General features: G+C 30.9%; 25 protein-coding genes, 1 pseudogene and 1 riboswitch. Of the genes and pseudogenes, 10 read left to right on the top strand and 16 right to left on the bottom strand.

Annotated elements, in window-relative coordinates; genetic code table 11:
• Positions 1-162: 162 nt before the first annotated feature.
• The gene (locus tag ACM6UH_RS06335; RefSeq protein WP_011302856.1) at positions 163-1,332 is read right to left on the bottom strand and encodes an MDR family MFS transporter; all 1,170 of its coding nucleotides are present in this window, start codon (positions 1,330-1,332) and stop codon (positions 163-165) included.
• A gap of 109 nt (positions 1,333-1,441) precedes the next feature.
• Here ACM6UH_RS06335 and ACM6UH_RS06330 point away from each other — a divergent pair, with 109 nt between their 5' ends.
• Positions 1,442-2,395 (top strand): TIGR01212 family radical SAM protein, encoded by a 954-nt coding sequence (locus ACM6UH_RS06330; RefSeq protein ID WP_011302855.1) that lies wholly within the window; start codon positions 1,442-1,444, stop codon positions 2,393-2,395.
• Positions 2,392-2,952, top strand: coding sequence for a tRNA (mnm(5)s(2)U34)-methyltransferase (locus ACM6UH_RS06325; protein WP_011302854.1), 561 nt, complete (start codon positions 2,392-2,394; stop codon positions 2,950-2,952). The genes ACM6UH_RS06330 and ACM6UH_RS06325 overlap by 4 nt, the downstream gene beginning before the upstream one ends.
• Positions 2,953-3,070: 118 nt before the next feature.
• On the opposite strand, the gene ACM6UH_RS06320 is transcribed toward ACM6UH_RS06325, so the two are convergent.
• The 3 genes from ACM6UH_RS06320 to ACM6UH_RS06310 form a co-directional block, all read right to left on the bottom strand.
• On the bottom strand, positions 3,071-3,472 hold the full coding sequence (locus tag ACM6UH_RS06320) for a transcriptional regulator, SarA/Rot family (protein ID WP_002482982.1): 402 nt from the start codon (positions 3,470-3,472) through the stop codon (positions 3,071-3,073).
• Between the two features lie 151 nt (positions 3,473-3,623).
• Positions 3,624-4,580: an L-lactate dehydrogenase gene (locus ACM6UH_RS06315; RefSeq protein WP_011302853.1), complete on the bottom strand. Its 957-nt coding sequence runs from the start codon at positions 4,578-4,580 to the stop codon at positions 3,624-3,626.
• 235 nt (positions 4,581-4,815) lie between these two features.
• Positions 4,816-5,640, bottom strand: coding sequence for an alpha/beta fold hydrolase (locus ACM6UH_RS06310; RefSeq protein WP_011302852.1), 825 nt, complete (start codon positions 5,638-5,640; stop codon positions 4,816-4,818).
• Between the two features lie 266 nt (positions 5,641-5,906).
• Between ACM6UH_RS06310 and ACM6UH_RS06305 the strand changes: the two genes are divergently transcribed.
• Entirely contained in the window at positions 5,907-6,908 is a 1,002-nt protein-coding gene (locus tag ACM6UH_RS06305; RefSeq protein WP_047504116.1) for a proline dehydrogenase family protein, read from the top strand.
• 264 nt (positions 6,909-7,172) lie between these two features.
• Here ACM6UH_RS06305 and ribH read toward each other — a convergent pair whose 3' ends face one another.
• The 5 genes from ribH to ACM6UH_RS06280 all read right to left on the bottom strand — a co-directional run bounded on the left by ribH (position 7,173) and on the right by ACM6UH_RS06280 (position 12,527).
• The gene (gene ribH / locus ACM6UH_RS06300) at positions 7,173-7,631 is read right to left on the bottom strand and encodes a 6,7-dimethyl-8-ribityllumazine synthase (RefSeq protein ID WP_002482978.1); all 459 of its coding nucleotides are present in this window, start codon (positions 7,629-7,631) and stop codon (positions 7,173-7,175) included.
• A 13-nt stretch (positions 7,632-7,644) separates the two neighbouring features.
• Positions 7,645-8,826, bottom strand: a complete 1,182-nt coding sequence (gene ribB, locus ACM6UH_RS06295) for a 3,4-dihydroxy-2-butanone-4-phosphate synthase (RefSeq protein ID WP_011302850.1) — start codon at positions 8,824-8,826, stop codon at positions 7,645-7,647.
• A gap of 11 nt (positions 8,827-8,837) precedes the next feature.
• Positions 8,838-9,470: a riboflavin synthase gene (gene ribE / locus ACM6UH_RS06290; RefSeq protein WP_011302849.1), complete on the bottom strand. Its 633-nt coding sequence runs from the start codon at positions 9,468-9,470 to the stop codon at positions 8,838-8,840.
• Between the two features lie 6 nt (positions 9,471-9,476).
• Entirely contained in the window at positions 9,477-10,520 is a 1,044-nt protein-coding gene (gene ribD / locus ACM6UH_RS06285) for a bifunctional diaminohydroxyphosphoribosylaminopyrimidine deaminase/5-amino-6-(5-phosphoribosylamino)uracil reductase RibD (RefSeq protein WP_011302848.1), read from the bottom strand.
• A gap of 159 nt (positions 10,521-10,679) precedes the next feature.
• A riboswitch (FMN riboswitch) is annotated at positions 10,680-10,813 on the bottom strand.
• Positions 10,814-11,060: 247 nt separating this feature from the next.
• Positions 11,061-12,527 carry an FAD/NAD(P)-binding protein gene (locus tag ACM6UH_RS06280; protein WP_048787170.1) on the bottom strand — a complete coding sequence of 489 codons (1,467 nt, stop codon included), beginning with the start codon at positions 12,525-12,527 and terminating at the stop codon, positions 11,061-11,063.
• A 174-nt stretch (positions 12,528-12,701) separates the two neighbouring features.
• Here ACM6UH_RS06280 and ACM6UH_RS06275 point away from each other — a divergent pair, with 174 nt between their 5' ends.
• On the top strand, positions 12,702-13,628 hold the full coding sequence (locus ACM6UH_RS06275; RefSeq protein ID WP_047504127.1) for an osmoprotectant ABC transporter substrate-binding protein: 927 nt from the start codon (positions 12,702-12,704) through the stop codon (positions 13,626-13,628).
• A 237-nt stretch (positions 13,629-13,865) separates the two neighbouring features.
• Positions 13,866-15,430: pseudogene (locus ACM6UH_RS06270) on the top strand (IS3 family transposase).
• A gap of 78 nt (positions 15,431-15,508) precedes the next feature.
• Here ACM6UH_RS06270 and ACM6UH_RS06265 read toward each other — a convergent pair.
• Together ACM6UH_RS06265 and ACM6UH_RS06260 are read right to left on the bottom strand one after the other, a co-directional pair.
• Positions 15,509-16,360: an N-acetylglucosaminidase gene (locus ACM6UH_RS06265; RefSeq protein WP_002482919.1), complete on the bottom strand. Its 852-nt coding sequence runs from the start codon at positions 16,358-16,360 to the stop codon at positions 15,509-15,511.
• A gap of 167 nt (positions 16,361-16,527) precedes the next feature.
• Positions 16,528-16,752: a hypothetical protein gene (locus tag ACM6UH_RS06260; RefSeq protein WP_002482918.1), complete on the bottom strand. Its 225-nt coding sequence runs from the start codon at positions 16,750-16,752 to the stop codon at positions 16,528-16,530.
• A gap of 220 nt (positions 16,753-16,972) precedes the next feature.
• Here ACM6UH_RS06260 and ACM6UH_RS06255 point away from each other — a divergent pair, with 220 nt between their 5' ends.
• Both ACM6UH_RS06255 and ACM6UH_RS06250 read left to right on the top strand, forming a co-directional pair.
• Positions 16,973-17,443, top strand: a complete 471-nt coding sequence (locus ACM6UH_RS06255; RefSeq protein WP_048787400.1) for a sigma-70 family RNA polymerase sigma factor — start codon at positions 16,973-16,975, stop codon at positions 17,441-17,443.
• A gap of 13 nt (positions 17,444-17,456) precedes the next feature.
• Positions 17,457-17,882: a competence protein ComK gene (locus ACM6UH_RS06250; protein ID WP_011302839.1), complete on the top strand. Its 426-nt coding sequence runs from the start codon at positions 17,457-17,459 to the stop codon at positions 17,880-17,882.
• 7 nt (positions 17,883-17,889) lie between these two features.
• Here ACM6UH_RS06250 and ACM6UH_RS06245 read toward each other — a convergent pair whose 3' ends face one another.
• The 3 genes from ACM6UH_RS06245 to ACM6UH_RS06235 form a co-directional block, all read right to left on the bottom strand.
• Entirely contained in the window at positions 17,890-18,339 is a 450-nt protein-coding gene (locus tag ACM6UH_RS06245; protein WP_011302838.1) for a hypothetical protein, read from the bottom strand.
• Positions 18,340-18,512: 173 nt separating this feature from the next.
• A complete protein-coding gene (locus ACM6UH_RS06240) occupies positions 18,513-19,076 on the bottom strand; it encodes a pentapeptide repeat-containing protein (RefSeq protein WP_225791753.1) in 564 nt (187 codons plus the stop codon).
• Between the two features lie 378 nt (positions 19,077-19,454).
• Positions 19,455-20,168, bottom strand: a complete 714-nt coding sequence (locus tag ACM6UH_RS06235; RefSeq protein ID WP_011302836.1) for a transaldolase — start codon at positions 20,166-20,168, stop codon at positions 19,455-19,457.
• A gap of 284 nt (positions 20,169-20,452) precedes the next feature.
• On the opposite strand from ACM6UH_RS06235, the gene ACM6UH_RS06230 reads away from it, so the two are divergent.
• From ACM6UH_RS06230 to ACM6UH_RS06220, 3 genes are all read left to right on the top strand, one after another.
• Positions 20,453-20,758, top strand: a complete 306-nt coding sequence (locus ACM6UH_RS06230; protein ID WP_011302835.1) for a hypothetical protein — start codon at positions 20,453-20,455, stop codon at positions 20,756-20,758.
• A gap of 210 nt (positions 20,759-20,968) precedes the next feature.
• Entirely contained in the window at positions 20,969-21,334 is a 366-nt protein-coding gene (gene crcB, locus ACM6UH_RS06225; RefSeq protein ID WP_011302834.1) for a fluoride efflux transporter CrcB, read from the top strand.
• A complete protein-coding gene (locus ACM6UH_RS06220) occupies positions 21,331-21,687 on the top strand; it encodes a fluoride efflux transporter FluC (protein ID WP_047504130.1) in 357 nt (118 codons plus the stop codon). The genes crcB and ACM6UH_RS06220 overlap by 4 nt, the downstream gene beginning before the upstream one ends.
• A gap of 270 nt (positions 21,688-21,957) precedes the next feature.
• On the opposite strand, the gene ACM6UH_RS06215 is transcribed toward ACM6UH_RS06220, so the two are convergent.
• A complete protein-coding gene (locus ACM6UH_RS06215) occupies positions 21,958-22,794 on the bottom strand; it encodes an aldo/keto reductase (RefSeq protein WP_011302832.1) in 837 nt (278 codons plus the stop codon).
• 169 nt (positions 22,795-22,963) lie between these two features.
• Complete coding sequence (locus ACM6UH_RS06210) at positions 22,964-23,872, bottom strand: nuclease-related domain-containing protein (RefSeq protein ID WP_011302831.1); 909 nt, start codon at positions 23,870-23,872, stop codon at positions 22,964-22,966.
• Between the last annotated feature and the right edge of the window lie 10 nt (positions 23,873-23,882).

Below are 23,882 nucleotides of genomic sequence, written 5' to 3'. Positions count from 1 at the left end.
CAACGTTTTTCACAGTGATTTCATAGACCCACGCCCGCAAGGATAATTAATGTTCATGCTTATACAAAAGGCACACTTCTGTACAAAGCGCTGACGATACATTGACTGCCAATTGAAAACGAGCCTAAGATATTTATTTATATCCCAGACTCATCATATATCTTACGTATCTTTTGGTAATTTTTTATCGTATATTAACAGGAATACCAGTGCAATAAGTAATAATACAATCATACTTAAAAACATAGCTTGCATATTAAACGAATCTACAACAACACCGCCAATTAATGGTCCAAAAGCTTTTCCCACAGTTGCAGCAGAATTAACATAACCTTGGAATGAACCTTCTTTCCCTTTAGGCGCTAATTGATTCGCTATTGTTGGTACGGCTGGCCAAACAAACATTTCTCCTAAAGTAAGTATAATCATACCTACCATGAAAATTGAAAATTGTTCAGCAAAACTTGTCACAAAGAAAGAGAGAATAAAGATGACAATACCAACAAGCATTTGATATTTTAGGTTTCCTTTTAACAATCTAATGACAGGTAAGATTAAAGGTTGCGCAACTAAAATCATAATGCCGTTAACTGTCCATAACAGACTGTACTGACTCATTGAAATATTGATTTCTTGAGTAAACGAAGCTATCGTACTTTCCCATTGAATATAAGCAATCCAACAAATACTGAACATAACGCATAATAGCGTTAGCGCTATAAACTGTGGTCTATATGCTTTAGATAAAAGACTCATTGCATCCGTTGATTTCACTTTAACATCTAAATTAATTTTGAATTGTGTCACGGCTACAATTGCAAATGCGACATACATTAATAAGTTCGCTATAAAAATATAATTAAAACTTAATTCTGCTACAAATCCACCTGATGCAGCACCAATGGCTACACCTAAATTTTGAGCCAAATAAATTGCATTAAAAGTTTGACGACCACCTTGTGGCCACACGGCGCCAGCCAATGCATAAATTGCTGGAACAATCATACCGCCACCAAATCCTAGTGCTACTAGCCATACAGCATACCATGGCCAACCATGGAAAAAATTAAGCAGTGTTGTACTCATCAAACAAATTACTGTTCCTATAATAATAGTACGATAACCACCTAATTTATCAAAAAGCATGCCCCCTAATAAGTTACCTATGACCATGCCAAATGAATTGATCATTAGTACTAATCCGGCGATAGTTAGACTTTTATCTAATTCTTCATTCATATAAATTGTATTTAATGGCCATAAGAAACTTGAGCCTGTGATATTTAATGCCATACCAATTACTAGCCACCACACTGATTTAGGCATATTCATAACATTAAGCTCCTTTCTACATCAAAATTTCTTATTTTACTTTAAACACTATATCATTAAAATATGTTAAAATCTTTAACTAGAATGAATTTAGAAAGGAAAATGTTATATGGGACAATTCTTCCCTTACGCATTCGAGAATAAAAGATATCATACATGGAATTATCATTTAAAAAATAAATTTGGACAAAAAATATTTAAAGTTGCAATTGATGGAGGATTTGATTGTCCAAATAGAGATGGTACCGTTGCACATGGTGGCTGTACATTTTGTTCAGCAGCTGGTAGCGGTGACTTTGCAGGTAATCGTGTAGATCCAATCGATGTACAATTTAAAGAAATAAAAGATAGAATGCATGAAAAATGGCACGATGGCCAATACATCGCCTACTTCCAAGCTTTTACAAATACACATGCACCCGTAGAGGTATTGCGTGAAAAATATGAAACTGCATTGAAAGAGCCTGGTGTAGTTGGTTTATCCATAGGTACACGTCCAGACTGTTTACCTGATGATGTAGTCGAGTATTTAGCAGAATTGAATGAACGTACTTACTTATGGGTTGAACTAGGTCTTCAAACAATACACCAAGAAACATCTGATTTAATCAATCGCGCACATGATATGAAAACTTATTATGAAGGTATTGCCAAACTACGCAAACATAATATAAACATTTGTACTCATATTATAAATGGTTTACCTGGTGAAGATTATAATATGATGATGGAAACTGCACGAGAAGTCGCTCAAATGGATGTACAAGGTATAAAAATACATTTACTTCACCTATTAAAAGGAACGCCAATGGTTAAGCAATATGATAAAGGCATGCTAGAATTTATGTCACAAGATGAATACACTAAATTAGTGTGTGATCAGTTAGAAATCATACCAAAAGAAATGATCGTTCATAGAATTACCGGTGATGGTCCAATCGATTTAATGGTAGGTCCTATGTGGAGTGTTAACAAATGGGAAGTTCTCAATGAAATTGATAATGAACTTGCTCACCGAGATTCATACCAAGGGAAATATTTTGAAAGCACAGTTAAGTCATGAAACTTGAACGCATTCTCCCTTTTGCTAGAACATTAATTCAACAACACGTATCAGATGACAGTATCGTGATCGATGCTACATGCGGTAACGGTAATGATACACATTTTCTTGCCCAACAAGTTCCAAACGGTAATGTCTATGCTTTTGATATACAAGATGAAGCTATTAAGCAGACACAACTTAAGATTCATGATTTTAACAATGTCACTATCGTTCAAGATAGCCATGCAAATATCCAATCATATATTCCAAATTATCAACAAGGTAAAATTGACGCAGCGATTTTTAACTTAGGTTATTTACCAAAAGGAGATAAATCCATTGTTACACAAGCCGAAAGTACAATTGCTGCCATAAATGCAATATTTAATATTTTATCCATAGAAGGCATCATTATTCTTGTTATTTATCATGGCCATGATGAAGGCAAATTGGAGCGAGATGCTATTCTAGATTATTTGGAACAATTCGATCAAAATAAAGCACATATTCTAAAATATCAATTTATCAATCAACAAAATAATCCACCATTTATTTGTGCGATAGAAAAAAGATAAATTCTATCATTTAGTTTTCCTAAAGCACACGCTTTAAAAATAAAAAAGCTGCCAATAAAAGCATTTAAACTTTGTTGGCAGCTTTTTTGTGTAAATTACACTGTAAAATTCATAATTCCTATAGATTTAAGATAGATTTAAGACTGTTTTGAATAGTAGATGAGTTAGAATCAATTTCTTCTTTAAAAAAGTTTAAAAGACTTTCCCTTTGATCTTTTAAATCTTCATTAAAATGGATAATAACTGTACGTTCGTCGTTTTGTGGTCTTTCTTTAATAATCCACGCTTTTTCAACTAAATCATTGTACGTACGTGTACGTTTGTATGATTTAATATGAACAAAATCATCCATTTCTTTTAAAGTCATTGACCCTTCTTTCCAAAGTGTCAAAAGGATTAAAATTTCTTCTTTTGACATTTTATATTGCTTTTGAACTTTGTCAAAAATATCCTCGATATCTTTCAACACAGATTCTAATTGCAAAACGCCATCCACTTTTTCAGTAAATGTCTTCCCCATAGTGTAATCCCCCAATCATAGTATAAAGTTTAAACATGTAAAATTAATTTCAAAAAAATCATCAATCACTGTAAAATAAATTCTATACTGAATAAATATTAGAATTTTTAATAAAATTAATCTTATATACAGTTTAAATTTAAACTATGAATTATGCAATTAAATGAGATATTTTATTTTGCATTTCTTTCAAAATACCAACAGAACGGGTAAATAAAGTTTTTTCTTCATCGTTTAACGGTATTTCAAAAACTTCTACCGCACCTTGTCTGTTAATTTTTGTAGGGACACCTATATAGACATCTTCTTGACCATATTCACCTTCTAAACGACTGGATACGGTAAGCACTACATTTTGATTATTTAAAATCGCTTTAGTTATATGCACTAATCCCATAGCAATGCCATAATATGTTGCACCTTTAGCTTGAATAATGTCATAGGCTGCATCTCGTGTATTAACAAATATTTCTTCTATTCTATGTTGTTTTTCAGGATCATCTATTAACAATTGGTATAATGGCTGTCCTGCAATATTTGCTTGTGACCAAACAGCTAGTTCAGAGTCTCCATGTTCCCCAATGATTTGTCCATGAACACTTCTATCAGAAACGCCAAATTCTTCAGCTAATTCATATTTGAATCGTGCCGTATCTAAAATCGTACCTGATCCAATTACTTTTTCTTTAGGTAATCCAGAAACTTGTTGCGTTACATAGGTAAGTACATCAACAGGGTTAGTGGCTACTAAGAAAATCCCATTAAATCCAGATGCCATAACTTCAGAAACAATCGATTTAAATATTTTTGTATTCTTTTCAATTAAATCTAATCTCGTTTCTCCTGGTTTTTGAGCTGCTCCAGCAGTAATCACCACTAAATCAGCATTGTGACATGCTTTATATGAACCAGCTTTAATTTTAACAGGTGAACCTCCATACGGTGCCGCATGGTTTAAGTCCATTACATCACCTTTCACTTTGTCTTCATCTAAATCTATAATAACGAGTTCATCTGCCACACCTTGAGCTACTAATGCAAATGCATAACTTGATCCAACTGCACCATCACCAATTAAAACAACTTTATTACTTTTTATATATTCCATCACAGAACGCTCCTCACATGAAAATTAATAATTTATATTGTGATTTATTTCACAATATAAATATATCATTTCCTCCGAGCGTTTGCAATAGTTATTTGTGATTTATTTCACAAAAATATTAATTATAAGTTACAATAAAAATCAAATATAAAAAACGGTGAAATCATATCTTTTTAAAATTAGGATACAAATCCACCGCTTTTGCCACATACTGTATTATCATTGTATTCAGGTACTATGAAACTTCATTTTCATCATGTACTATAAATCCATTGTTACTTGCACTATTATTTAAAAACGCTAAAATATATCGCATGACTTCATCACGTTCAGGCTCGTTATGAATTTCATGATATAATCCTTCCCACGCTTTAAAATAAAGTTCTTCTGTCATTATTTTATCTTTTATTAAATCCATTGCGCTTATATCTGCAACTCTATCTTCTGTACCGTACATTAATAATAACGGCAATGATTTTACATCTTTTAAATGGTTGACTGTCTCTTTCATAATTTCAATAATCTGTTTATACCAGTAGTAAGTTACTTTATTTAACATCAATTGATCTTTATTCGTCTCTTCTATAACTTCTTCGTTTCTTGTTAAATCTTCAACTGTAATACCAACTTTAAATCGAGTATCTTTCGCAATTTTACCTATATTAGAAATAATTTTATCTTTTCTAGATTTATTACTTTTCTTAAATTCTAAAAGTGGTGAAAGCAACATCAGGCCTTCAATCGGCACTTCTGTTTTTTCTAATAAATTTAAGACAATCAAACCACCAAGACCTATACCTAGGACATAAGTTGGAATTTTATATTCATTTGCGATTCTAATCCATTCAAGTATATGCTCATGATATGCATCAAAATTATCAATTTGACCTTTATTTGAACGTGATGTTTGCCCTTGTCCTGGCAAATCGCCCATAATAACATGATATCCATTTCGGCGAAGCATCGTAATCACATATGCATATCTTCCAGTATGTTCAAGCATGTTATGTGCAATTACTACGACACCTTTTGCTTCATTTTCGGTTTCCCATTTCCACATAATCCATACTTCCCCTTCTACATTTAAATTCATTACGCTTATTGTATCAAAATACGCTATGCTTTTTCCATTTTAAACATATTAAATAAACATAAAACTAAATTTATTTCCCACAATAAATTTCTTATTTCTGTTCAATACATATCTCATGAGTGTATATTGAAATTTAAAGTGTAACATATTTTATTGTAAACGATTTCATTACTATTAGATTCATGCTACACTATTATTGAAACATAGCTATAAGCGGAATGGGAGGAATTAATATGCCAATTGTGAAAGATTTCTTTATCGGATTATCAAATAATTCGTTTTTAAATAAGACTGCCAAGGAAGTAGGACCCATGTTTGGGGCGAATAAAGTCGTTGCGGGTAATACGATTAAATCCTTGATAGACACAATTGAACGTTTAAACAACAAGGGAATTACAGTGACTGTTGATTGTCTTGGAGAGTTTGTCGTAACTGAAGGTGAAGCTATCCAAGCTAAAGATCAAATTTTGGAAGTCATGTATGCCATTTATAATCATAGTTTAGCTGGACATATGTCTGTGAAATTAAGCCAACTAGGTTCAGAGTTTGATATAGATCTTGCTTACCGTAATTTACGAGAAATATTATTGAAAGCAAATGAATTTGATAATATGCATATTAATATCGATACTGAAAAGTATGATAGCTTGTTTGATATCACTCAAGTATTAGATCGATTAAAAGGTGAATTTAAAAATGTTGGTACAGTCATTCAAGCATATTTATATAAAGCCGATGCGCTCATAGATAAATATCCTGAACTAAGATTACGCATGGTTAAAGGTGCATATAAAGAAAATGAAGTTATCGCTTTTCAAACAAAAGAAGAAATCGACGAAAACTACATACGTTTAATTAAAAAAAGATTGTTAAGTGCTAAAAACGTTACTTCTATCGCTACACACGATGATAAAATCATTACACAAATCAAACAATTTATTAAAGATAATAAAATTGATAAAGATCGTTATGAATTTCAAATGTTATACGGCTTTCGCTCTGATTTAGCAGAACAAATTGCCGGCGAAGGCAACAATTTCTGCATTTATGTGCCATATGGAGATGATTGGTTCAGTTACTTTATGAGAAGATTAGCTGAAAGACCACAAAATTTGAATTTAATGTTTAAAGAATTGTTAAAACCAGATATATTGAAAAAAGTAGGCACTATTGCTGGCATATTTGCTGGCGTTGTAGCTACAGGTTCAATACTATATAGAGTACTTAAAAAATAATCAATTCAATGTTCAATATATAAATAATTATTTTAAAACAATTCACTTTTTAAACACTACATCTAAGTAATCATACGAGCACAAATTTTAAGTTCAATGATGTTTAAAAAGATTTACATATCCGAATTCTAATTTAGATAGTCATTGAATTTATTATAAAAACAAAGAACGCCAAAGCTGTCATGTCTTTGGCGTTCTACTAATTTAATATAATTGAAAAACGATACGATATTAAAAATTGATAAGCATTAGACAAGTTTAACTTTATATTTCTCTTAATAAATTAGCCATTTCTATCGCACTTACTGCTGCTTCTGCACCTTTATTACCTGCTTTCGTACCTGCACGTTCTACTGCTTGTTCAATATTTTCTGTAGTTAAAATACCAAATATGACTGGCGTATCAGTAACATCATTCGCTTTTGAAACACCCTTGGCTACTTCGTTACAAACGTAATCGTAATGAGACGTTGATCCTCTAATAACACAACCTAGAGTGATAACTGCATCATAATCATTTTTCTTAGCTAATTTTTTAGCTACTAAAGGAATTTCAAATGCTCCTGGTACGTATGCTACATCGATATTAGCTTCCGGTACTTCATGTCTAATTAATGTATCTTTTGCACCATCTAATAATCGATTAGTAATAAAATCATTAAATCTACTTACAACAATCGCTACTTTTAAATCTGAACCTACTAATTTACCTTCAAAATTCATTGTTCATTACCTCCTATATTAAGTGACCCATTTTTTCTTTTTTTGTATCCATATAATCCTGATTGTATGCATTGGTTGGTACGATGAGTTCAATTCTCTTCGCAATATGAATGCCATATGATTCTAAACTTTCAAATTTTTTCGGATTATTACTTAATAAATTTACACTGTCCACACCAAAATATTTTAATATTTGGGCAGCATTTTGATAATCTCTTAAATCTTCTTCAAATCCTAATGCAATATTTGCAGAAACTGTATCATAACCCTGTTCGATTAATTCGTAAGCTTTCAACTTATTAATTAAGCCTATGCCTCTACCCTCTTGAGGAAGATACAGTATCATGCCACCATGCTCTGCTATATATTTCATCGATGCTGCTAATTGTTCACCACAATCACATCGTTGACTATGAAAAATGTCGCCAGTTAAACATGCTGAATGGATTCGAACATTTTCAGTTTTATTAATGTCGCCATTAGCGATAACAACAATATCTTCTTCGCTATTATCTGTAGTAAAGCCATACATATCAAAGTTACCGTATTCTGTTGGCATCTTAACTTTTGCTTTTGCATCTAGTTTAGAAATTGAAGATTTTCGATACTTTTCTAAGTCTTCAATAGAAATCATAACTAAACCATGCGTTTCTTTAAATGCTTCTAATGACGCTCCTTTTGCCATTGTCCCATCTTCATCCATAATTTCACAAATTAATGCTGCTGGTTTAGCGCCAGTTAATTTAGCTAAATCCACAGACGCTTCAGTATGACCACGTCTTGATAGCACACCATTATCTTGTGCAATTAAAGGGAATAAATGACCCGGTTTATTAAAATCAGATCCAGTAGCTTGCTCATCGATCAATGCTCTCGCTGTCATTGTTCTTTCGTCTGCACTAATGCCAGTTGTTGTTTGTATGTGATCAACACTTACCGTAAACTGTGTGCCATAAACATCAGAATTATGTGTGACCATAGGATTTAGATCCAACTTTTCAGCAATTGCATTACTGATTGGTGCACAAATTAATCCTTTACCATAGGTCGCCATAAAATTAACAGTGTTGTCATTCATCCATTCCGTAACAGCTACTAAGTCACCTTCATTTTCTCTATTTTCATCATCTACGACTATGATACTTTCACCTTTTTTTAGTGCTTGCAACGCTGTATCGATACTATCTAATTGCATATGAGCCCTCCTTAAAATCCAAATGCTTTAAGTTTATCTGAAGTTAATTTAGCATTATCATTTTCAATAATTTTTTCAACGTATTTAAATAACATATCCGTTTCTAAATGAACTGGATCACCAACACGCTTTTGATTTAATATCGTTGATTTTCTTGTCTCAGGAATGAGATGTATATCGAAATCTGATTGCTTTAATTGAAATATCGTTAAACTCACACCATCAACTGTAATTGAACCTTGACTAACCATTTGTTTTATCAATGACGTTGACGGTTGTATTGTTACAATTTTAGAATTATCCGATGACTGAATGCGTTTAATTTTCGCTACTTCATCTACATGACCAAGTACAAAATGTCCACCAAATCGACCTTGACCACTCATTGCTCTTTCTAAATTCACTTCAGAAGATTGACTTAATTGATTTAAATACGTTTTATTTTCTGTACCTTTTATAACTTGTACTGAAAAAGTGTGATTATCAAATTCTATTACTGTTAAACATGCTCCGTTAACACTGATTGAATCACCAATATGCATGTCAGTTAAAATCGTTTGACATTCAATTTTCAAGTTAACTACAGACTGTTGTGTTGATATTTTTTTAATTGTACCTATTTCTTCAACAATTCCAGTAAACATGTTTAATCACTTCTTTCGTAATTCTAATTTAAGATTTTGCTCAAGCATTTGTGAATCAACAATTTCAAACTGTGGGACTTCTGACAAATCGATGATTTTATCCGTATGGAAAAATTGATATTTGCCTGAACCACCAATTATTTTCGGGGCATAATATATAATTAGTTTATTTGTATAATTGGATTGAAGAAATTCAGAAGTAACTGTGGGACCTGCTTCTACTAACAATCTGCCTATACCTTTTTCATATAAATTTTTCATAATATTTTCTACTGAACAATTTGTAAGTTGAATAATTTCAACATGTTCAATGTCCGTTACTAAAGCTTCATTTTGTGTATAAATCCAAATCGGCGTATTCGTATTTTTAAAAATGTCTAAATTAAAATCTATGTTACCGTTTTGGGCTAGTATCACTTTAATTGGGTTTTTACCCTCTTCAATTCGAGTCGTATATTGTGGATTATCTGCATTTAACGTGCCACTACCAGTTAGTACCGCATCGTGATGATGTCTTAATTTAAAAACATCTTTTTTCACAAGTTTATTGGTAATCCATTTACTTTCACCAGTATCTGTCGCTTGTTTGCCATCTAAACTACAAGAAACCTTTACTGTTACCATTGGTACAGATTGTCGTTTTGTAATAAAGAAATCTTTATATAAGTTTTCAGCATCAGGTTGATGTCGAAATTCAACATCTATCCCTGCTTCTTGTAAAATACTGTCACCATTGGAAGGTAATGTAGTATCTTTAACTGCATAAACAACACGATTAATGCCTGCCTCAATAATTTTATTGACGCAAGGTGGTGTAGAACCAAAGTGTGTACAGGGTTCTAATGAAATATAAATGGTTCCACCTTTCGCATTGTCTTTTGCCATATCTAGCGCCTGCACTTCTGCATGTTTGTCACCTTTTTTTAAGTGTGCACCTATACCTACGATACGTCCTCGATTCACTACTACTGCACCAACTGGAGGGTTTAAACCTGTTTGTCCCTCAACCATTTGTGCAAGTTGTATAGCATAGTTTAAATATTGACTCATCTCATCACCTCTAAATAATAAAAAAAAACCTGAAATGAACATTTCAGGTGTGGGATCTATTGATATAACATTATTAGCAAAAATTAGACACACTTATACATAAATTTTAAATTTATGGTATGCCAAATAAACACTTAAAAAGTGTTGTTTTGTTATACTTCATTCTTTCTCCCATCCAGACTTTACTGTCGGCTCTAGAATCTCACTAGATCAGCCACATTTATACACATAAATGCAGGTCGCAGGCTTAATTTACTGCCGGTTGGGAATTTCACCCTGCCCCGAAAGAATATCTATGAAATTGTTAATTGATGATTGAGTCATGTAACTGAAACTTAGTTACAAAATCATCGTACTACATTTTTTGAGAAATGACAATTCTTATTGCCTAAGTCGGCTTTATTTTTCTGATAATTAATACAATTACATGGAGAAATGAGTCAAAAAACGAACTATTTAAAGCGTCTAATCCCATTTATTAAATAATACGTTAAACGCTCACAGATGTTTAAAGCAACAAACCATTAGTGATACTTTAAATCATTTATTTGATTCAAATAAATGATTTATTACACTTACCGCTTGCCTTACAATCATCATGACGCCATTTCTCGATTGATTAATACCATTTGTTAACTGACCTAATGCATACATATTTTTAAGCGTGCCATACCTTGGACTTATAATTTGATTTGTTTCAGCTACAATTTGTATACCACCAAGTGGATGCGCTTGTACTACTTGTCTATTTTCTAAATTCAACACAAGTTGATCATCACTATCAAGATCTGAAAGTTGTGTTTTCGAACCTGTCGCATTAATGACTACATCACTATTTTCTACCGAACCGTCTTGAAATTCTAATTGAAATCTATGTTGACTATGTTTAACAGATTCTAAGCCCTTCTCAATTTTAATTAAGCCATTATTAATGTGTTCAATGAGTAATTGTGCAGTCTGTGGAGGCATTGGATTAGAATTTTCTTTTAAAATACCATGATAATTTGATAAAAAATGTTTTTGGTCAGTACGACTCAAACTATTCCATATCCAATTTAAATTTTCTTTGGCAAGCTCAAGTATACTTTGGAATTTACCTAACTCCTCTGCATGTTCTAAATCGTAAGTTAAATCTATAATCGAATCATTTGTTCTTCGATGCACAAGTGTTTCTACCGGAATTTCATAATGTGCACAGTCTTTCATAAATAACCGCATTGCCTCATCTAATGGCACATTTCCAAAATGTTTCTCTTTAATTTCATTAAAATTTTCAGGAGTTAAATATTTAAATTCAATATCAGGCATCTCACCTCTAACACTCGGTAAGTGACCCTTACGACTTGTAACCATAATTGGTAAATTAGGATGATGCGCTGTTACATAGCGAATCACATCAAGACTTGCTAGTCCAGTACCAATAATAGAAATTCTATCTGTATCTTTAACATTATCTAACGTATTATATGTAGGATACGGTGTTTGTATATATCCTTTCGTGCCTTTCAATTTGTATGGATCATGATAAGACAACGTGCCTATAGCTAAGAATACTACATCATACTGCTTTCGATTTTCTATATTATTTGCAGTACAAACATTATATTGTATATCTGTTTGACCTATATCTGAGTCAATAAAGACTTCAGAAACTTCTTCACAAATTTGGTGAATATTATCATACTGATTGATAAATTGTTGCAAATAATCTTTCATATAATGTCCAAAAATAAACCTCGGCAAATACTTCGGATTTGAAAACTTAAATGTTGATTGATTTTCATACCATTCATAAAATTCCCGTTCATTTTCTAAATTCAATGACATCTCTTCGGCAGGTAAATTAATTAATAATTGGTCACTATCGTTTTGAAACGGCACACCTTGCCCCATGTTTTTAGGGTTATCATATACATCGATAGCTAATTCAGAAAAACGTTCCTGTTTGACTAATTCCTTTAGCAAACTCACACCTGCCGTACCCATTCCTATGATTGCAATCCTCATAGTTCACATCCTAACTAAACTTATTTAAGCTTTATTATACCAATGATTTATCTTACTTTACACATTAATGGTTTACAGTTGTTTCATCCGTTAAGTTATAATGTTTTATTAAATATGTTATTCTAAATATATTGAGAAATTTATTTTTTTGTATTTTAAATAAGGAGTATAATAATGAAATTTTTAAAACGATTTGTCATTTTGGTTTTATTTAGCACAATTTTTTTAGCAAGTTGTGAATTACCTGGCCTTGGTGGTGGACAATCAAAAAGCACTGTAAGAATATCTGCATTAGCCACAAGTGAATCCCAGATTATGGCCTATATGTTAAAAGAGTTAATTGAGCACGATACTGATGGGAAAGTAAAAGGTTCAATCATTAATAATTTAGGTTCCGCAACCATTCAACATAATGCATTAATGAATGGTGATGCTGATGTATCAAGCACACGATATACTGGTACTGATTTAGTAGGTGCACTTGAACAGAAACCAATCACCGATTCTACCAAAGCTATGCATGTTACAAAAAAATTATTTAATCAAAAATTTGATCAAACGTTTTTTAATTCATATGGTTTTGAAAACACGTTTGCCTTTATGGTCACAAAAGAAACAGCCAAAAAATACAACTTACATACTGTTTCAGATTTAGAAAAAGTAAAAGACAAAGTAAATGTTGGCACAGATACCACGTGGATTAAACGCGGTGGCGACGGTTATGCCCCATTCCAAGAACATTACGGTTTTGCTTTCAATTCTATAAAACCTATGCAAATCGGACTTGTTTATGATGCATTAAAAAACCAAAAACTAGATGTTGCACTTGGCTATACTACAGATGGTAGAATTGCAGCATACGATTTAGTGGTTCTCAAAGACGATAAAAACTTCTTTCCGCCTTATGATGCCAGTGCAGTAGCGCCAAATAAACTTTTAGCTCAACAACCAGAACTAAAAAAAGCAATAAAAAAATTAGAAGGTCAAATCAGTACAGAACAAATGCAAAAATTAAATTATGAAGCTGATGGTCAAGGTAAAGAACCTGCCATTGTTGCGAAAGAATTTTTAAAACAACATCATTATTTTGATAAAAAATAGTATTGATTTCTACCTCTATATGCTTTGTTATTTTCAATTCACCTATTATCTTAGGTACATTCAAATATGAATTAGGAAGTGAAATAATGAAATTTATATTCAAAGTTTTCATATCTGCTTTGTTATTGTTTTTGCTTATTGGACAAAAAAATAAAGCACAGTAAAACACAAACGCATCTAAAAAGAGCCTAAGACATCTATTTATGATATGCTCCCTTCAAAGTAGACATTTAAAAAATGAAAACTTTGAAGGGAGTTTTTCTATGTCTAAAAAAATCGTTGATCTAGATTTATTAGAATTGATTTTTGCTAAATATGAAAATGGTATGAGTTTCGAAAATATTGTAGATGTAGTTGATATTGATATCTCTCCAGGCCATCTCCGATACACGTACAACAAATATTTAACCAACGGTATACAATCTTTTATACGCAATTCACAAAATAATAAGTATACACTTCAATTTAAAAAGAATGTGGTTCAAGAGTATTTGAATGGTGGCATATCATATAAAAATTTAGCCATTAAATATAATATTTCTGCTCATGAAACTGTACGTAGATGGGTAAATCGTTATACTGGAAGAAAAGAGAATATCAATTCTTCTCCTAAAAATGAGGTGTATACGATGAAGGGTAAAAAAACAACATTCCAAGAACGTCTTAAAATTGTAGAATACTATTTAGATAATGAAATTAATTATAAAGACTGTGCTGAAAAATACGGTATCAGTTATGGTCAATTGTACCAATGGGTACAAAATATAAAGTACATGGCCGCGATGGCCTTCAAGATGGTCGAGGCAAAGGCAAACCTAAATCTATATTAACACCAGAAGAACAGAAAGAAGCTGAAATTCAAGCTCTAAAAAGTCGGAATAAAATACTAGAAATGGAAAATAAAGTACTAAAAAAATATCAAGAAATAGAAAGAGAGATGATAAACCAAAAAACAAGCAAATCGTCGCATACGAAACGATTGAAACGCTAAAAAATGAATTTCCTATTAAGCATTTATGCCAAATTTTAAAGATTTCCCGTGCAAGTTTTTATAAATGGTTACATCGTAATCCCACACAAAAAGAAATTGAAAACCAAGTATTGTTAGAAGAAATAAAACATATTTATAAAAAATATAAAGGTATTTATGGATATAGGAGGATTTATATTTATATTCGCCTATATTTACAGAAAGAAGTAAACCATAAACGTGTTTATCGGTTGATGAATCAACTGAATTTAAAAGCAGTTATTCGCCGAAAACGTAAGCGCTATAAACCTAGCAACCCACAAACCATAGCCGAAAACGAATTAAATCGTAAATTTCAAGAAAGTAAGGCTAATAAAAAATGGCTAACAGATGTAACTGAATTACAACTTAAAAATGGAAATAAAATATATCTTAGTGCGATATATGATTTGGGATCAGGTAAAATTGTAAGTCATGTATTAGGAAGCTCAAATAACAATCAACTCGTATTTGAAACATTTGATAAGGCAGTTAATACTGTAACTGATACCGAAGGTATTATATTTCATAGCGATCGTGGTTTTCAGTATACATCCAGATTATTTAAAAATAAGTTAAATCAACATAATATGATACAAAGTATGTCTCGAGTTGGAAGATGCATTGATAATGGACCTATGGAAGGTGTTTGGGAATTATTAAATCTGAAATTTATAGGGGTTATAAAAACTTTAAATTTGAAACTATAGAACCAGCGTTTCAAGTTATCAATGAGTATATAACATTCTTTAATAATGAAAGAATTACATTAAAAATGGCTAATCTCGTATAAACCGAGATTAACCGATAATTTAATTATTTATTTGTCTACTTGACGGGATGCAATTCATTATGTCTTAGGCTCTTTTAATTATTGTTTATGTTTATTATCATCTTTATAAACAAAATATTTATAATACTTACCTTCTGTTTTCATATCTTCATAAAAGTGTGCCATTAATGAAGCGTTACTTTCTGCCCATTTTATGTCAGTAGCATATTGATGTTCACCTGGATTTTTCGGATTCCATCTCATACTATATAGTGTATTTTGATCTTTATTTGATAAAAAATGTCCATGAATAAAGTTAGCACCGCCACTAATTGCTTTTTGTGGTGTATCCCATCCATGTTTTTTGGCATATTCAGACCCTGTTTTAATAGGATCTTCATCTAAAGCACCTACACCGAAGAAATTATAGTATTTTTTACCATCAATCTCTACGCCACTTGAAAGTTCACTTTTAGCAGAACCTGTTTCAAGCAATGCGTGTGAAATTAAGTAGACCTCATTTACATGTTTGTCTTTAGCAGCCTTTATAAATTCATCAGAATGCTTAAGTAATGTTGGGTTATCAATTAACATACGTTTGATTCTGTTATGGTCAATACCTTGATATTTATCTAATTCTAAAAATTGGTATTTTTGCGTATCACTCTCAATAAACTTACTACTATCCATCGCAGCTTTTATTTCAGTTGATGATGCGTCTCTCCATGTTTTGTTATCTTTACTTGAAACTTGTTGGCTTGTGTAGTTATCTATTTGCTTTTTAGATGCTTTATCTAAAGTTACTTTTAAATTATCAACTTTTTCTTGTTCATCTACTTCTTTAAAAAAGATTTGATCTGAAATCATTGAAAATACAATAATTGCAGCTACACCTAAGATTACCAATAAACCTATAATTGATAAAATTGAGCCTTTTTTATGCTTCGTCATGTTCCACACCTCTTAGGTAATAATTAGAAATGAGAAGTCTCTATCATTTATGTATCAATGCGCTTGAGACTATCTGATAATAAATTCTAACACTAAATAGTTAAACGCACAATTTTATCTAAGTGTTGTTACATATTCATAAAAAAAGTAATGAAATTTTAATTTCATTACTCTTGACTTTTACGATATTCCATTATGATAAAGCTCGATGCTTGTGATCTATTTTTATAATAATAACGATTCAAATCAATCGTACCTTCAATTTCTCCATCACGATACATCATTTCATTTGTTAAGTTATTTATCATTACAAAATCTGATTTATCTTTAATCATATCTAAATCATTATGTTTAGCAAAAAAATGCTCTAAATTTAAATGTGCGTAATCCATATAAACCTCCTGATAATTGTCCGAAGATAATAATACATCTTTTAGTGTTATATCTCTAAGTTGAATACGCGTTCATGTTATAAAAACTAAAATTTATTACTCTTATATTATCTATTTAACACCTATTATGTATATTTAGCAAATGAAATTTATTATTTGTCTTTATAAAATGAATTTATCCGGAATTACAAGTTGTATATACAGCAATAGGAGGCACCAAATGCACTTTAGTAAAATTTATAATAAATCAAAACACATCATATATGTTCTTCTAAAAAAATACAATATTAAGTACAATAATGATGAATTTGTACAATTACTCACGATTAAATTATGGGAACTATCCAGAAAGTATAATGCCCAAAAATCTTCTTCATTTCAATCTTATTTATATACACGGTTAAATTTCTATTTAATTGATTTATTTCGTAAGCAACACAACACTTATGAAATATGCGAACCATTTGATGAAGTAAGTTGTCATCAAATTCCTAGCATCTACCTTGATAGTAAAATAGAGGCTCATCATTTCTTAACAACGCTTACAACACAAGAACAACAGTGGTTACAATTAAAATTATATGGTTATAAACAAAAAGAGATTGCACAACACCTAAAGTGTTCAATATCAACTATAAAAAATATACAGCAACGTGTTCAAGTAAAATATTCTAAATACTATAAATTTTAATGAGGTGAATTTAATGAATAACCTTGCTAAACTATTATATTTCAAAACCGTTATCGGTCCCGAATTACTTACCATTTGTCAATATACAACACATCAATTTACGTATCCTTCTTCCATTAATCAAACATTAAAATATATCCTTGAAACCAACAATCTTTCTTTACCCATACAAATTAAGCAAGCTAAGGACATACTTAAAATACGAAAACTCATCCCCATCTATATTAATAACCATACGATCGTCTTCCCAATTAAAGCAAAGCGCTCCCCAATACAATATTTTATCAATGCATTAGCAATTAATGGCTTAAAATCACAAGGTGCACAAACAGTTATTTATTTTGATAATGCAACTTTTATCATAGTTGATGTAGCATATATCGTTGTACATAAAAAATGGCAAGAAAGTTTAACACTTTCTCACCTAATAGATAGTTAGTATTTTATTACAATGCTTTGTTATGCTTATATTCTAATAATTTTTTCGTAAAGTAACCAGTGACCAACCTAATTAAATACAAACTAACAATAACAAGTAATAATGCTCCAATAAATGTTAATATGACTGTCAGTGTCGATAACTGTACTTCTGGTTTTATAAAATATTGTACAGCAGTTAAACTTGTAATAAAACCAAACAAGAAAATACCTAATAACATAATATATGTAAATAAAATACCTAATAATAAAGCAAATAACTGCGTAGACGATACTACTTTTTCTTTAAAAACATATTCTTTTAAAAATTGATTAGAAAATGCAATAGGTCGATTTAAATGTTCATTATCATGCTTTTCAACTACGCTTTCCAAAACAGAATCCAATTTACTTTTTTCTTTTTTATTTAAAAACCATAACTGCTTTTTAACTTTTTGCTTAAAAATATTTGCTTTCATTTAATATGTACTCCTTTAGCAATTTCGCCATACATCTCTTTCAAATAGTAATGGAATTATCTCAATGAATCAATTATAATTGAACACATTTTTTACAAATTATGCATCAACGACATCTAGTCCCACTAATGTAGCGAATTGAATTGCTTGTTCTTTAGATACCTTACACCCAACTAAATCTTTTTATTGACGACAATTGTTTCAAATTGTGATGTGCTTAAATCACAACCTTTTAATGGCGTTTGATGTATTGTTACGTGGTTCATGTTTGTTTCATCGAATGTAATTTGTTTTAATGTTGATTCATAAAAAGCACCATGTTCAAGTTGACACGTATCAAATAGTAACTTATCCATTTTAGAGTCTATAAAACTAACAAAATTAGCTTTAACTTCACAAAATGAAGTATGACCCAATCTCATTTGTTTTAAATAAGTCCCTGTCATACGACAATTTTTAAATATCACTCTATGTAAACTACCATGTTCCATTTTAACATTAGAAAAATCACAATTTTCAAAAATCACGTCTGTAAAATCTACACGTCCTAAATCAGAATTAGTAAAGTTGCAATTTGTGATGCGTGAACCATATATCAATAACCTATCTAAAGTTTGATCAACCAAATTTGAATGATTAATAGCTGCTTGCTCTAAAATATCGTCTTCATCATCAAAAACATCAGTAAGTATTTTATAATCTAAACTAACATTTATTTTGGGCTGTTGGAGTTTCATTATTGTATCTCCTGTTCAATCAATCTATTTCACTATATATTAGCAAATACGTAGGTGCTCTGTACATGACTTAATATATAATTTAACATTTATGTATAAGTATAATGGGCTTGTTAATGACTTAACTATTTTTTAACAAAAAAATTGAGTCTGAAACATCTATTGATGTCTCAGACTCTTTTTCAATTGAATAGTAGACGTAAGGTACCATTTTCAATATAAAACTACATTCATATTTTACATGAACTTGTCGTCACTATGAATAAGTTTTAGCTCAGGTAAACCTCTATCATCCCATCCATAATAAAGTGGGCGTACGTAATCTTTATTGTAAAATTCGTTTGTTATCCCACTCATAATTAAATTTATTCTAAAGTTTTATAGAATAGATAAACCAGAACTTTGGATGTCTTTAGCAAATCCTTGTACAGTGTCTACTGATAATTCACCAATATCACGACCAAGATTATTATTTACTTTTTTAACAACATCTGCTGGACATGTGATAATATCTGCACCGACTTCGTCTGCTTGAATGACATTAATCACTTCACGACAGCTTGCCCATAGTAATTTAACGCCTTCTTTACTATGCGTTACTTCTGCTGCTTCTTTCATCAATGGAATAGGATCTACACCTGTGTCAGCAATACGACCAGCGAAAACTGATACATAAGTTGGTACGCCTTCTGTTACAGCATCAGTAATTTCTTTAACTTGGTCTAAAGTATAAACAGCAGTTACATTTAAACGAACGTTTTCTGCTGATAATTTTTTAATTAGAGAAATTGTTGATTCACCTTTAGTGTTTACAACTGGAATTTTAACGAATACATTGTCACCATATTGTTTTAAAATTTCAGCCTCTTTTGCCATAGTTTCTAAATCATCTGCGAATACTTCAAATGAAATAGAAGCATCAGGAATTTCACGTACAGCTTCTTCAGCAAAAGCTTTATAGTCTGTTACACCCGCTTTTGCCATTAAACTAGGGTTAGTTGTGAAACCATCAACCTGTTTGTTTTTATAAGCTGCTTTCATTTCTTCAATATCTGCACCATCTGCAAACACTTCAACATTTAAATTTGCCATTACTAATTCCTCCTGACTTAAATAAATAATTCAATTAAGAATTATTTTCTAACGGTTATTAACCATACAGTTTATTTATACCATCAATATTAGAAAAATTCTAATTTTTTGCTTAAAATCTTATCATTCAATACATCTTCATAATCAATTCACATCAGTCAACGATTTAATTTGACGCACTTTTTAAAACTCAAATATCAGAAAATAATATAAAATAGTAAATTTCATTAAATATTCTTATATTTATGGTATCATTGTAAAATGAATTGCACTAGGAGGTAAATATGGCACGTTCAAAACTTTATTTTTATTTATCTAGTTTATTAGTAATTATAAGTCTTTATTTTAATACTAGAAATCCTCTACTAAGCACACATTTTAGTTCAATGATTAAATTAATATTTGTGTGTAGTATCATTAACGCTATTATTTTAATTATTTCAATTATATTTGCAGATAAAGCTATCAAACATTTACATAATGATTCAGATTGGATTAGAATAGCCAGCAAAATCTTGCCATACATTATTTTGGTGGTATTAATCATTCATATCATTGCTTCCCTATCAACGTTTGGTATTATTTTCTAGTTTATAGTAAGGATGAGATGTAGAATGTATTTTAAATTTTACTCAAAAATTTCATCTACCAACTTTAGTAATAGTGAAATATAAAACCATATTATATGTTTTAACACGTAAACATTAATTTTTATCAACTTCTACCAATATGATTGACGAAACTGGGGCATTTTTTAATTATGTTCCAGTTTTTAAATTTAAGGAAGGACATACATTAATATGCAATATTTATTTATTTTTCTAGGTGGTGCTGTCGGTGCATTACTAAGATATTTACTTTCATTTATAAATACATCTTTTGAAATGCCTATTGGCACATTTATTGCAAATTTATGCGGTGCATTTTTGATGGGGTTTCTTGGCACTCTAGCTATCCAATACTTTAATAATAGCCCAATGCTCAAAAAAGGTATCACAACAGGCTTTATAGGATCACTGACTACCTTCTCGACGTTTCAATTTGAACTTGTACAATTTTTTGAAAGCGGCTCTTTTATTTTACTCATTGTATATGCATTAACGAGTTACATCTTTGGTATCTTACTATGCTTCTTGGGTGTTAGATTGGGGGCTAAAATTTCATGATTCAATGTATATTAGTTATGCTAGGCGGCGGCATTGGTGCGGTAATTAGAGGATTCGTCACAGATGTATTTAATCAGAAATTTAATACTTCCCTTCCTATACCTACACTTTTAGTAAATGTAGTAGGCAGTTTTTGTATCGGACTACTTATGGGTATGTGTTTAAATATAAATTGGATTAATCCTTTTATTATCGTAGGCATACTGGGTGGATTAACTACATTTTCAACTTTGTCTTCCGAACTCGTTAAATTATTGACAACACCGAAACAAATCAATTTATTTATACTTTATTCTATTTTACAATATGGCGTTTCATTCGTAGCCTGCTTGTTGGGTTACTATCTTTTTTAAATCTTCTTAGCAACATACTAGATAATCTTCCATCCATAAATAAAACAGTCTGAGACCTTTAATGATGTCTCAGACTGTTTTTGATTATGATGTAAGTATAAAGCAACACACTTTATACTTAAACATCGATTCATGTATTCCAATTAAAGTAGCAGGACTTATACCTAAACTTCAGTCAAAGTAGCCCTCTATACTACAATCCATGTTTAGTGGAGCTAAGTCATCTTTATTAAAAAATCGGTTTCCACCTTATTTTTTTATTTCATCGACTTAGTGACCATTGTACCCTATTGGATCTGGTCCAATCCTTTTATCTTCATTCAGGCTATCTAATTTTTCAATTTGAGTTGGTGTTAAATTAAAATCAAAGACATTCAAATTTTCTTCAATTCTAGACGGTGTAACAGATTTTGGTATCACTACTACACCGTGTTCAATATTCCATCTTATAATGACTTGTGCTGGTGATTTTCCAACTTCTTCTGCTACTGATTTAACGGTTGCATCCTCTAAGATTTGTGCATTCATTAATGGTGACCACGATTCCATATGAATATTTTGTACTTCTAAATATCTTCTTAGTGATTCTTGTAACAAGTATGGGTGAAATTCAACTTGATTAATGACTGGTTTTATAGAAACCTGTGCCAATAATGCTTCTAAATGTTCAACATTAAAGTTACTCACACCAATATTTTTCACTTTATTATCTTTATATAAATCTTCCATCCCTTGCCAAGTGTCAATCATTAAAGCTTCATCAGTACCTGGCCAATGCATTAAATACAAATCAAGATAATCTAAGTTAAGTTTTTTTAGACTCGTTTCATATGCAGTTTCAACATTTTTGCGACCATAATCATCTAACCACAATTTTGATGTAATAAACAAATCACTTCTTTTCAGTCCTGTAGAAGCAAGACCTTCCGCAATACCTTCGCCAACTTTGTGTTCATTTTCATAAATCATGGCTGTATCGATATGTGTATAACCACTCTCAATCGCATGTTTAACCGACGCTTTACACTCATCGTTATTTTCAACACGGAACGTTCCTAAACCTACTATAGGCATTTCATTGCCATTATAAAAACTAATATTTTCCAAGTTAAAGTCCCCTTTTAGTTAAGTTAATGTTTATATTAATGAATATTACCAAAAATATAAATAATAATGCTTATAAATTTAAAAAGTCGAAATATTATTATATATGACAAAAAGCTACAGACAAAAGTGAACTGACTTTGTCTGTAGCTTTTTTATATCTCATAATATTCTAATTAAATGATTCGATTTCATCCATTACACGTTGTAAGTCTTCAACATTGTATTGAATGCGACCATGAAAGACAAATTTATTAAAGAATTCGTCTAATTGTTCTGGTCCTACTAAAACTTTTGAATTTGAACTTTGTGCATAATTTGTAATCGTAACATCGCCATCATTTTTAGGGTTGAAGTATAAGATAGTTGTTGGTGTAAATTTTAAATTTAATTCTGTTTGGATATCACCAGCAAGTCTTTCAATTTCATCTAAATGCGTCGTGTAATTAACAAATGATAAAGCATCTTTATCTTCATTTTGATCTAAGACAAGTGTTTGTGGAACTTGACCATCAAGATCTAATGTATTAAATACTTGTTCCATCATCGGCTGTTCTTTAAATTGTGCAGCACTTACGCCATTATACACATGACCTTTAAGCAATTGTGAATCAATGATATATAAACCTGTACGTGTTAGGACTAAGTGACTGATACGTTGCACATCACCAAACTCATTCCTTGGTAAAAAAATATTTGCCATAATATGCATATCTTCTGGACGAATTCTTTTCTCATTTACAAGTCGTTCGCGAATACCTATTAATCTCATATCAGTTACATATTCACTTTGATTTTTAGAGAATAATTTTAATGCATCAATTTCTCTATCTTTAGAATTAACCACAGCCGTATATTCTTCTTTTTGTTTTGTTACCGTTTTTTTATTTTCAATTCTTTCTTTTTCTAGCTCTTCTTCATGCTCATCGCTCAGTTGTTGCTCTCTTGATTTATATTGCGCTTCAACTTTTTCTTGCGCTTTTTTCTTACTTTTTAAAGCAACAATAAATAAAATCAAACAAATGACTGCTACGACAATTGCCACGATTAAACCAATCTCTATTGGTCCAAATGAATTCATAACAAAAACG

Source organism: Staphylococcus sp. LKG4-2 (genome assembly GCF_050955665.1).
Taxonomy (GTDB): Bacteria; Bacillota; Bacilli; order Staphylococcales; family Staphylococcaceae; genus Staphylococcus; species Staphylococcus saprophyticus.
Note: the sequence above shows the minus strand (reverse complement) of the source record. Positions and strands in the feature narration are given on the sequence as shown.

Coding starts and splice junctions, on each gene's coding strand:
- ACM6UH_RS06245 (WP_011302838.1), bottom strand. CDS start 18,339: ATGAAAGCAAATATTTTTAAGCAAAAAGTTAAAAAGCAGTTATGGTTT.
- ACM6UH_RS06220 (WP_047504130.1), top strand. CDS start 21,331: ATGATTCAATGTATATTAGTTATGCTAGGCGGCGGCATTGGTGCGGTA.
- ACM6UH_RS06310 (WP_011302852.1), bottom strand. CDS start 5,640: ATGTGGAAATGGGAAACCGAAAATGAAGCAAAAGGTGTCGTAGTAATT.
- ACM6UH_RS06240 (WP_225791753.1), bottom strand. CDS start 19,076: ATGAAACTCCAACAGCCCAAAATAAATGTTAGTTTAGATTATAAAATA.
- ACM6UH_RS06305 (WP_047504116.1), top strand. CDS start 5,907: ATGCCAATTGTGAAAGATTTCTTTATCGGATTATCAAATAATTCGTTT.
- crcB (WP_011302834.1), top strand. CDS start 20,969: ATGCAATATTTATTTATTTTTCTAGGTGGTGCTGTCGGTGCATTACTA.
- ACM6UH_RS06235 (WP_011302836.1), bottom strand. CDS start 20,168: ATGGCAAATTTAAATGTTGAAGTGTTTGCAGATGGTGCAGATATTGAA.
- ACM6UH_RS06320 (WP_002482982.1), bottom strand. CDS start 3,472: ATGGGGAAGACATTTACTGAAAAAGTGGATGGCGTTTTGCAATTAGAA.
- ACM6UH_RS06230 (WP_011302835.1), top strand. CDS start 20,453: ATGGCACGTTCAAAACTTTATTTTTATTTATCTAGTTTATTAGTAATT.
- ACM6UH_RS06315 (WP_011302853.1), bottom strand. CDS start 4,580: ATGGAATATATAAAAAGTAATAAAGTTGTTTTAATTGGTGATGGTGCA.
- ACM6UH_RS06325 (WP_011302854.1), top strand. CDS start 2,392: ATGAAACTTGAACGCATTCTCCCTTTTGCTAGAACATTAATTCAACAA.
- ribH (WP_002482978.1), bottom strand. CDS start 7,631: ATGAATTTTGAAGGTAAATTAGTAGGTTCAGATTTAAAAGTAGCGATT.
- ribD (WP_011302848.1), bottom strand. CDS start 10,520: ATGAGTCAATATTTAAACTATGCTATACAACTTGCACAAATGGTTGAG.
- ACM6UH_RS06260 (WP_002482918.1), bottom strand. CDS start 16,752: ATGGATTACGCACATTTAAATTTAGAGCATTTTTTTGCTAAACATAAT.
- ACM6UH_RS06255 (WP_048787400.1), top strand. CDS start 16,973: ATGCACTTTAGTAAAATTTATAATAAATCAAAACACATCATATATGTT.
- ACM6UH_RS06335 (WP_011302856.1), bottom strand. CDS start 1,332: ATGAATATGCCTAAATCAGTGTGGTGGCTAGTAATTGGTATGGCATTA.
- ACM6UH_RS06210 (WP_011302831.1), bottom strand. CDS start 23,872: ATGAATTCATTTGGACCAATAGAGATTGGTTTAATCGTGGCAATTGTC.
- ACM6UH_RS06275 (WP_047504127.1), top strand. CDS start 12,702: ATGAAATTTTTAAAACGATTTGTCATTTTGGTTTTATTTAGCACAATT.
- ACM6UH_RS06280 (WP_048787170.1), bottom strand. CDS start 12,527: ATGAGGATTGCAATCATAGGAATGGGTACGGCAGGTGTGAGTTTGCTA.
- ACM6UH_RS06265 (WP_002482919.1), bottom strand. CDS start 16,360: ATGACGAAGCATAAAAAAGGCTCAATTTTATCAATTATAGGTTTATTG.
- ribB (WP_011302850.1), bottom strand. CDS start 8,826: ATGCAATTAGATAGTATCGATACAGCGTTGCAAGCACTAAAAAAAGGT.
- ribE (WP_011302849.1), bottom strand. CDS start 9,470: ATGTTTACTGGAATTGTTGAAGAAATAGGTACAATTAAAAAAATATCA.
- ACM6UH_RS06330 (WP_011302855.1), top strand. CDS start 1,442: ATGGGACAATTCTTCCCTTACGCATTCGAGAATAAAAGATATCATACA.
- ACM6UH_RS06250 (WP_011302839.1), top strand. CDS start 17,457: ATGAATAACCTTGCTAAACTATTATATTTCAAAACCGTTATCGGTCCC.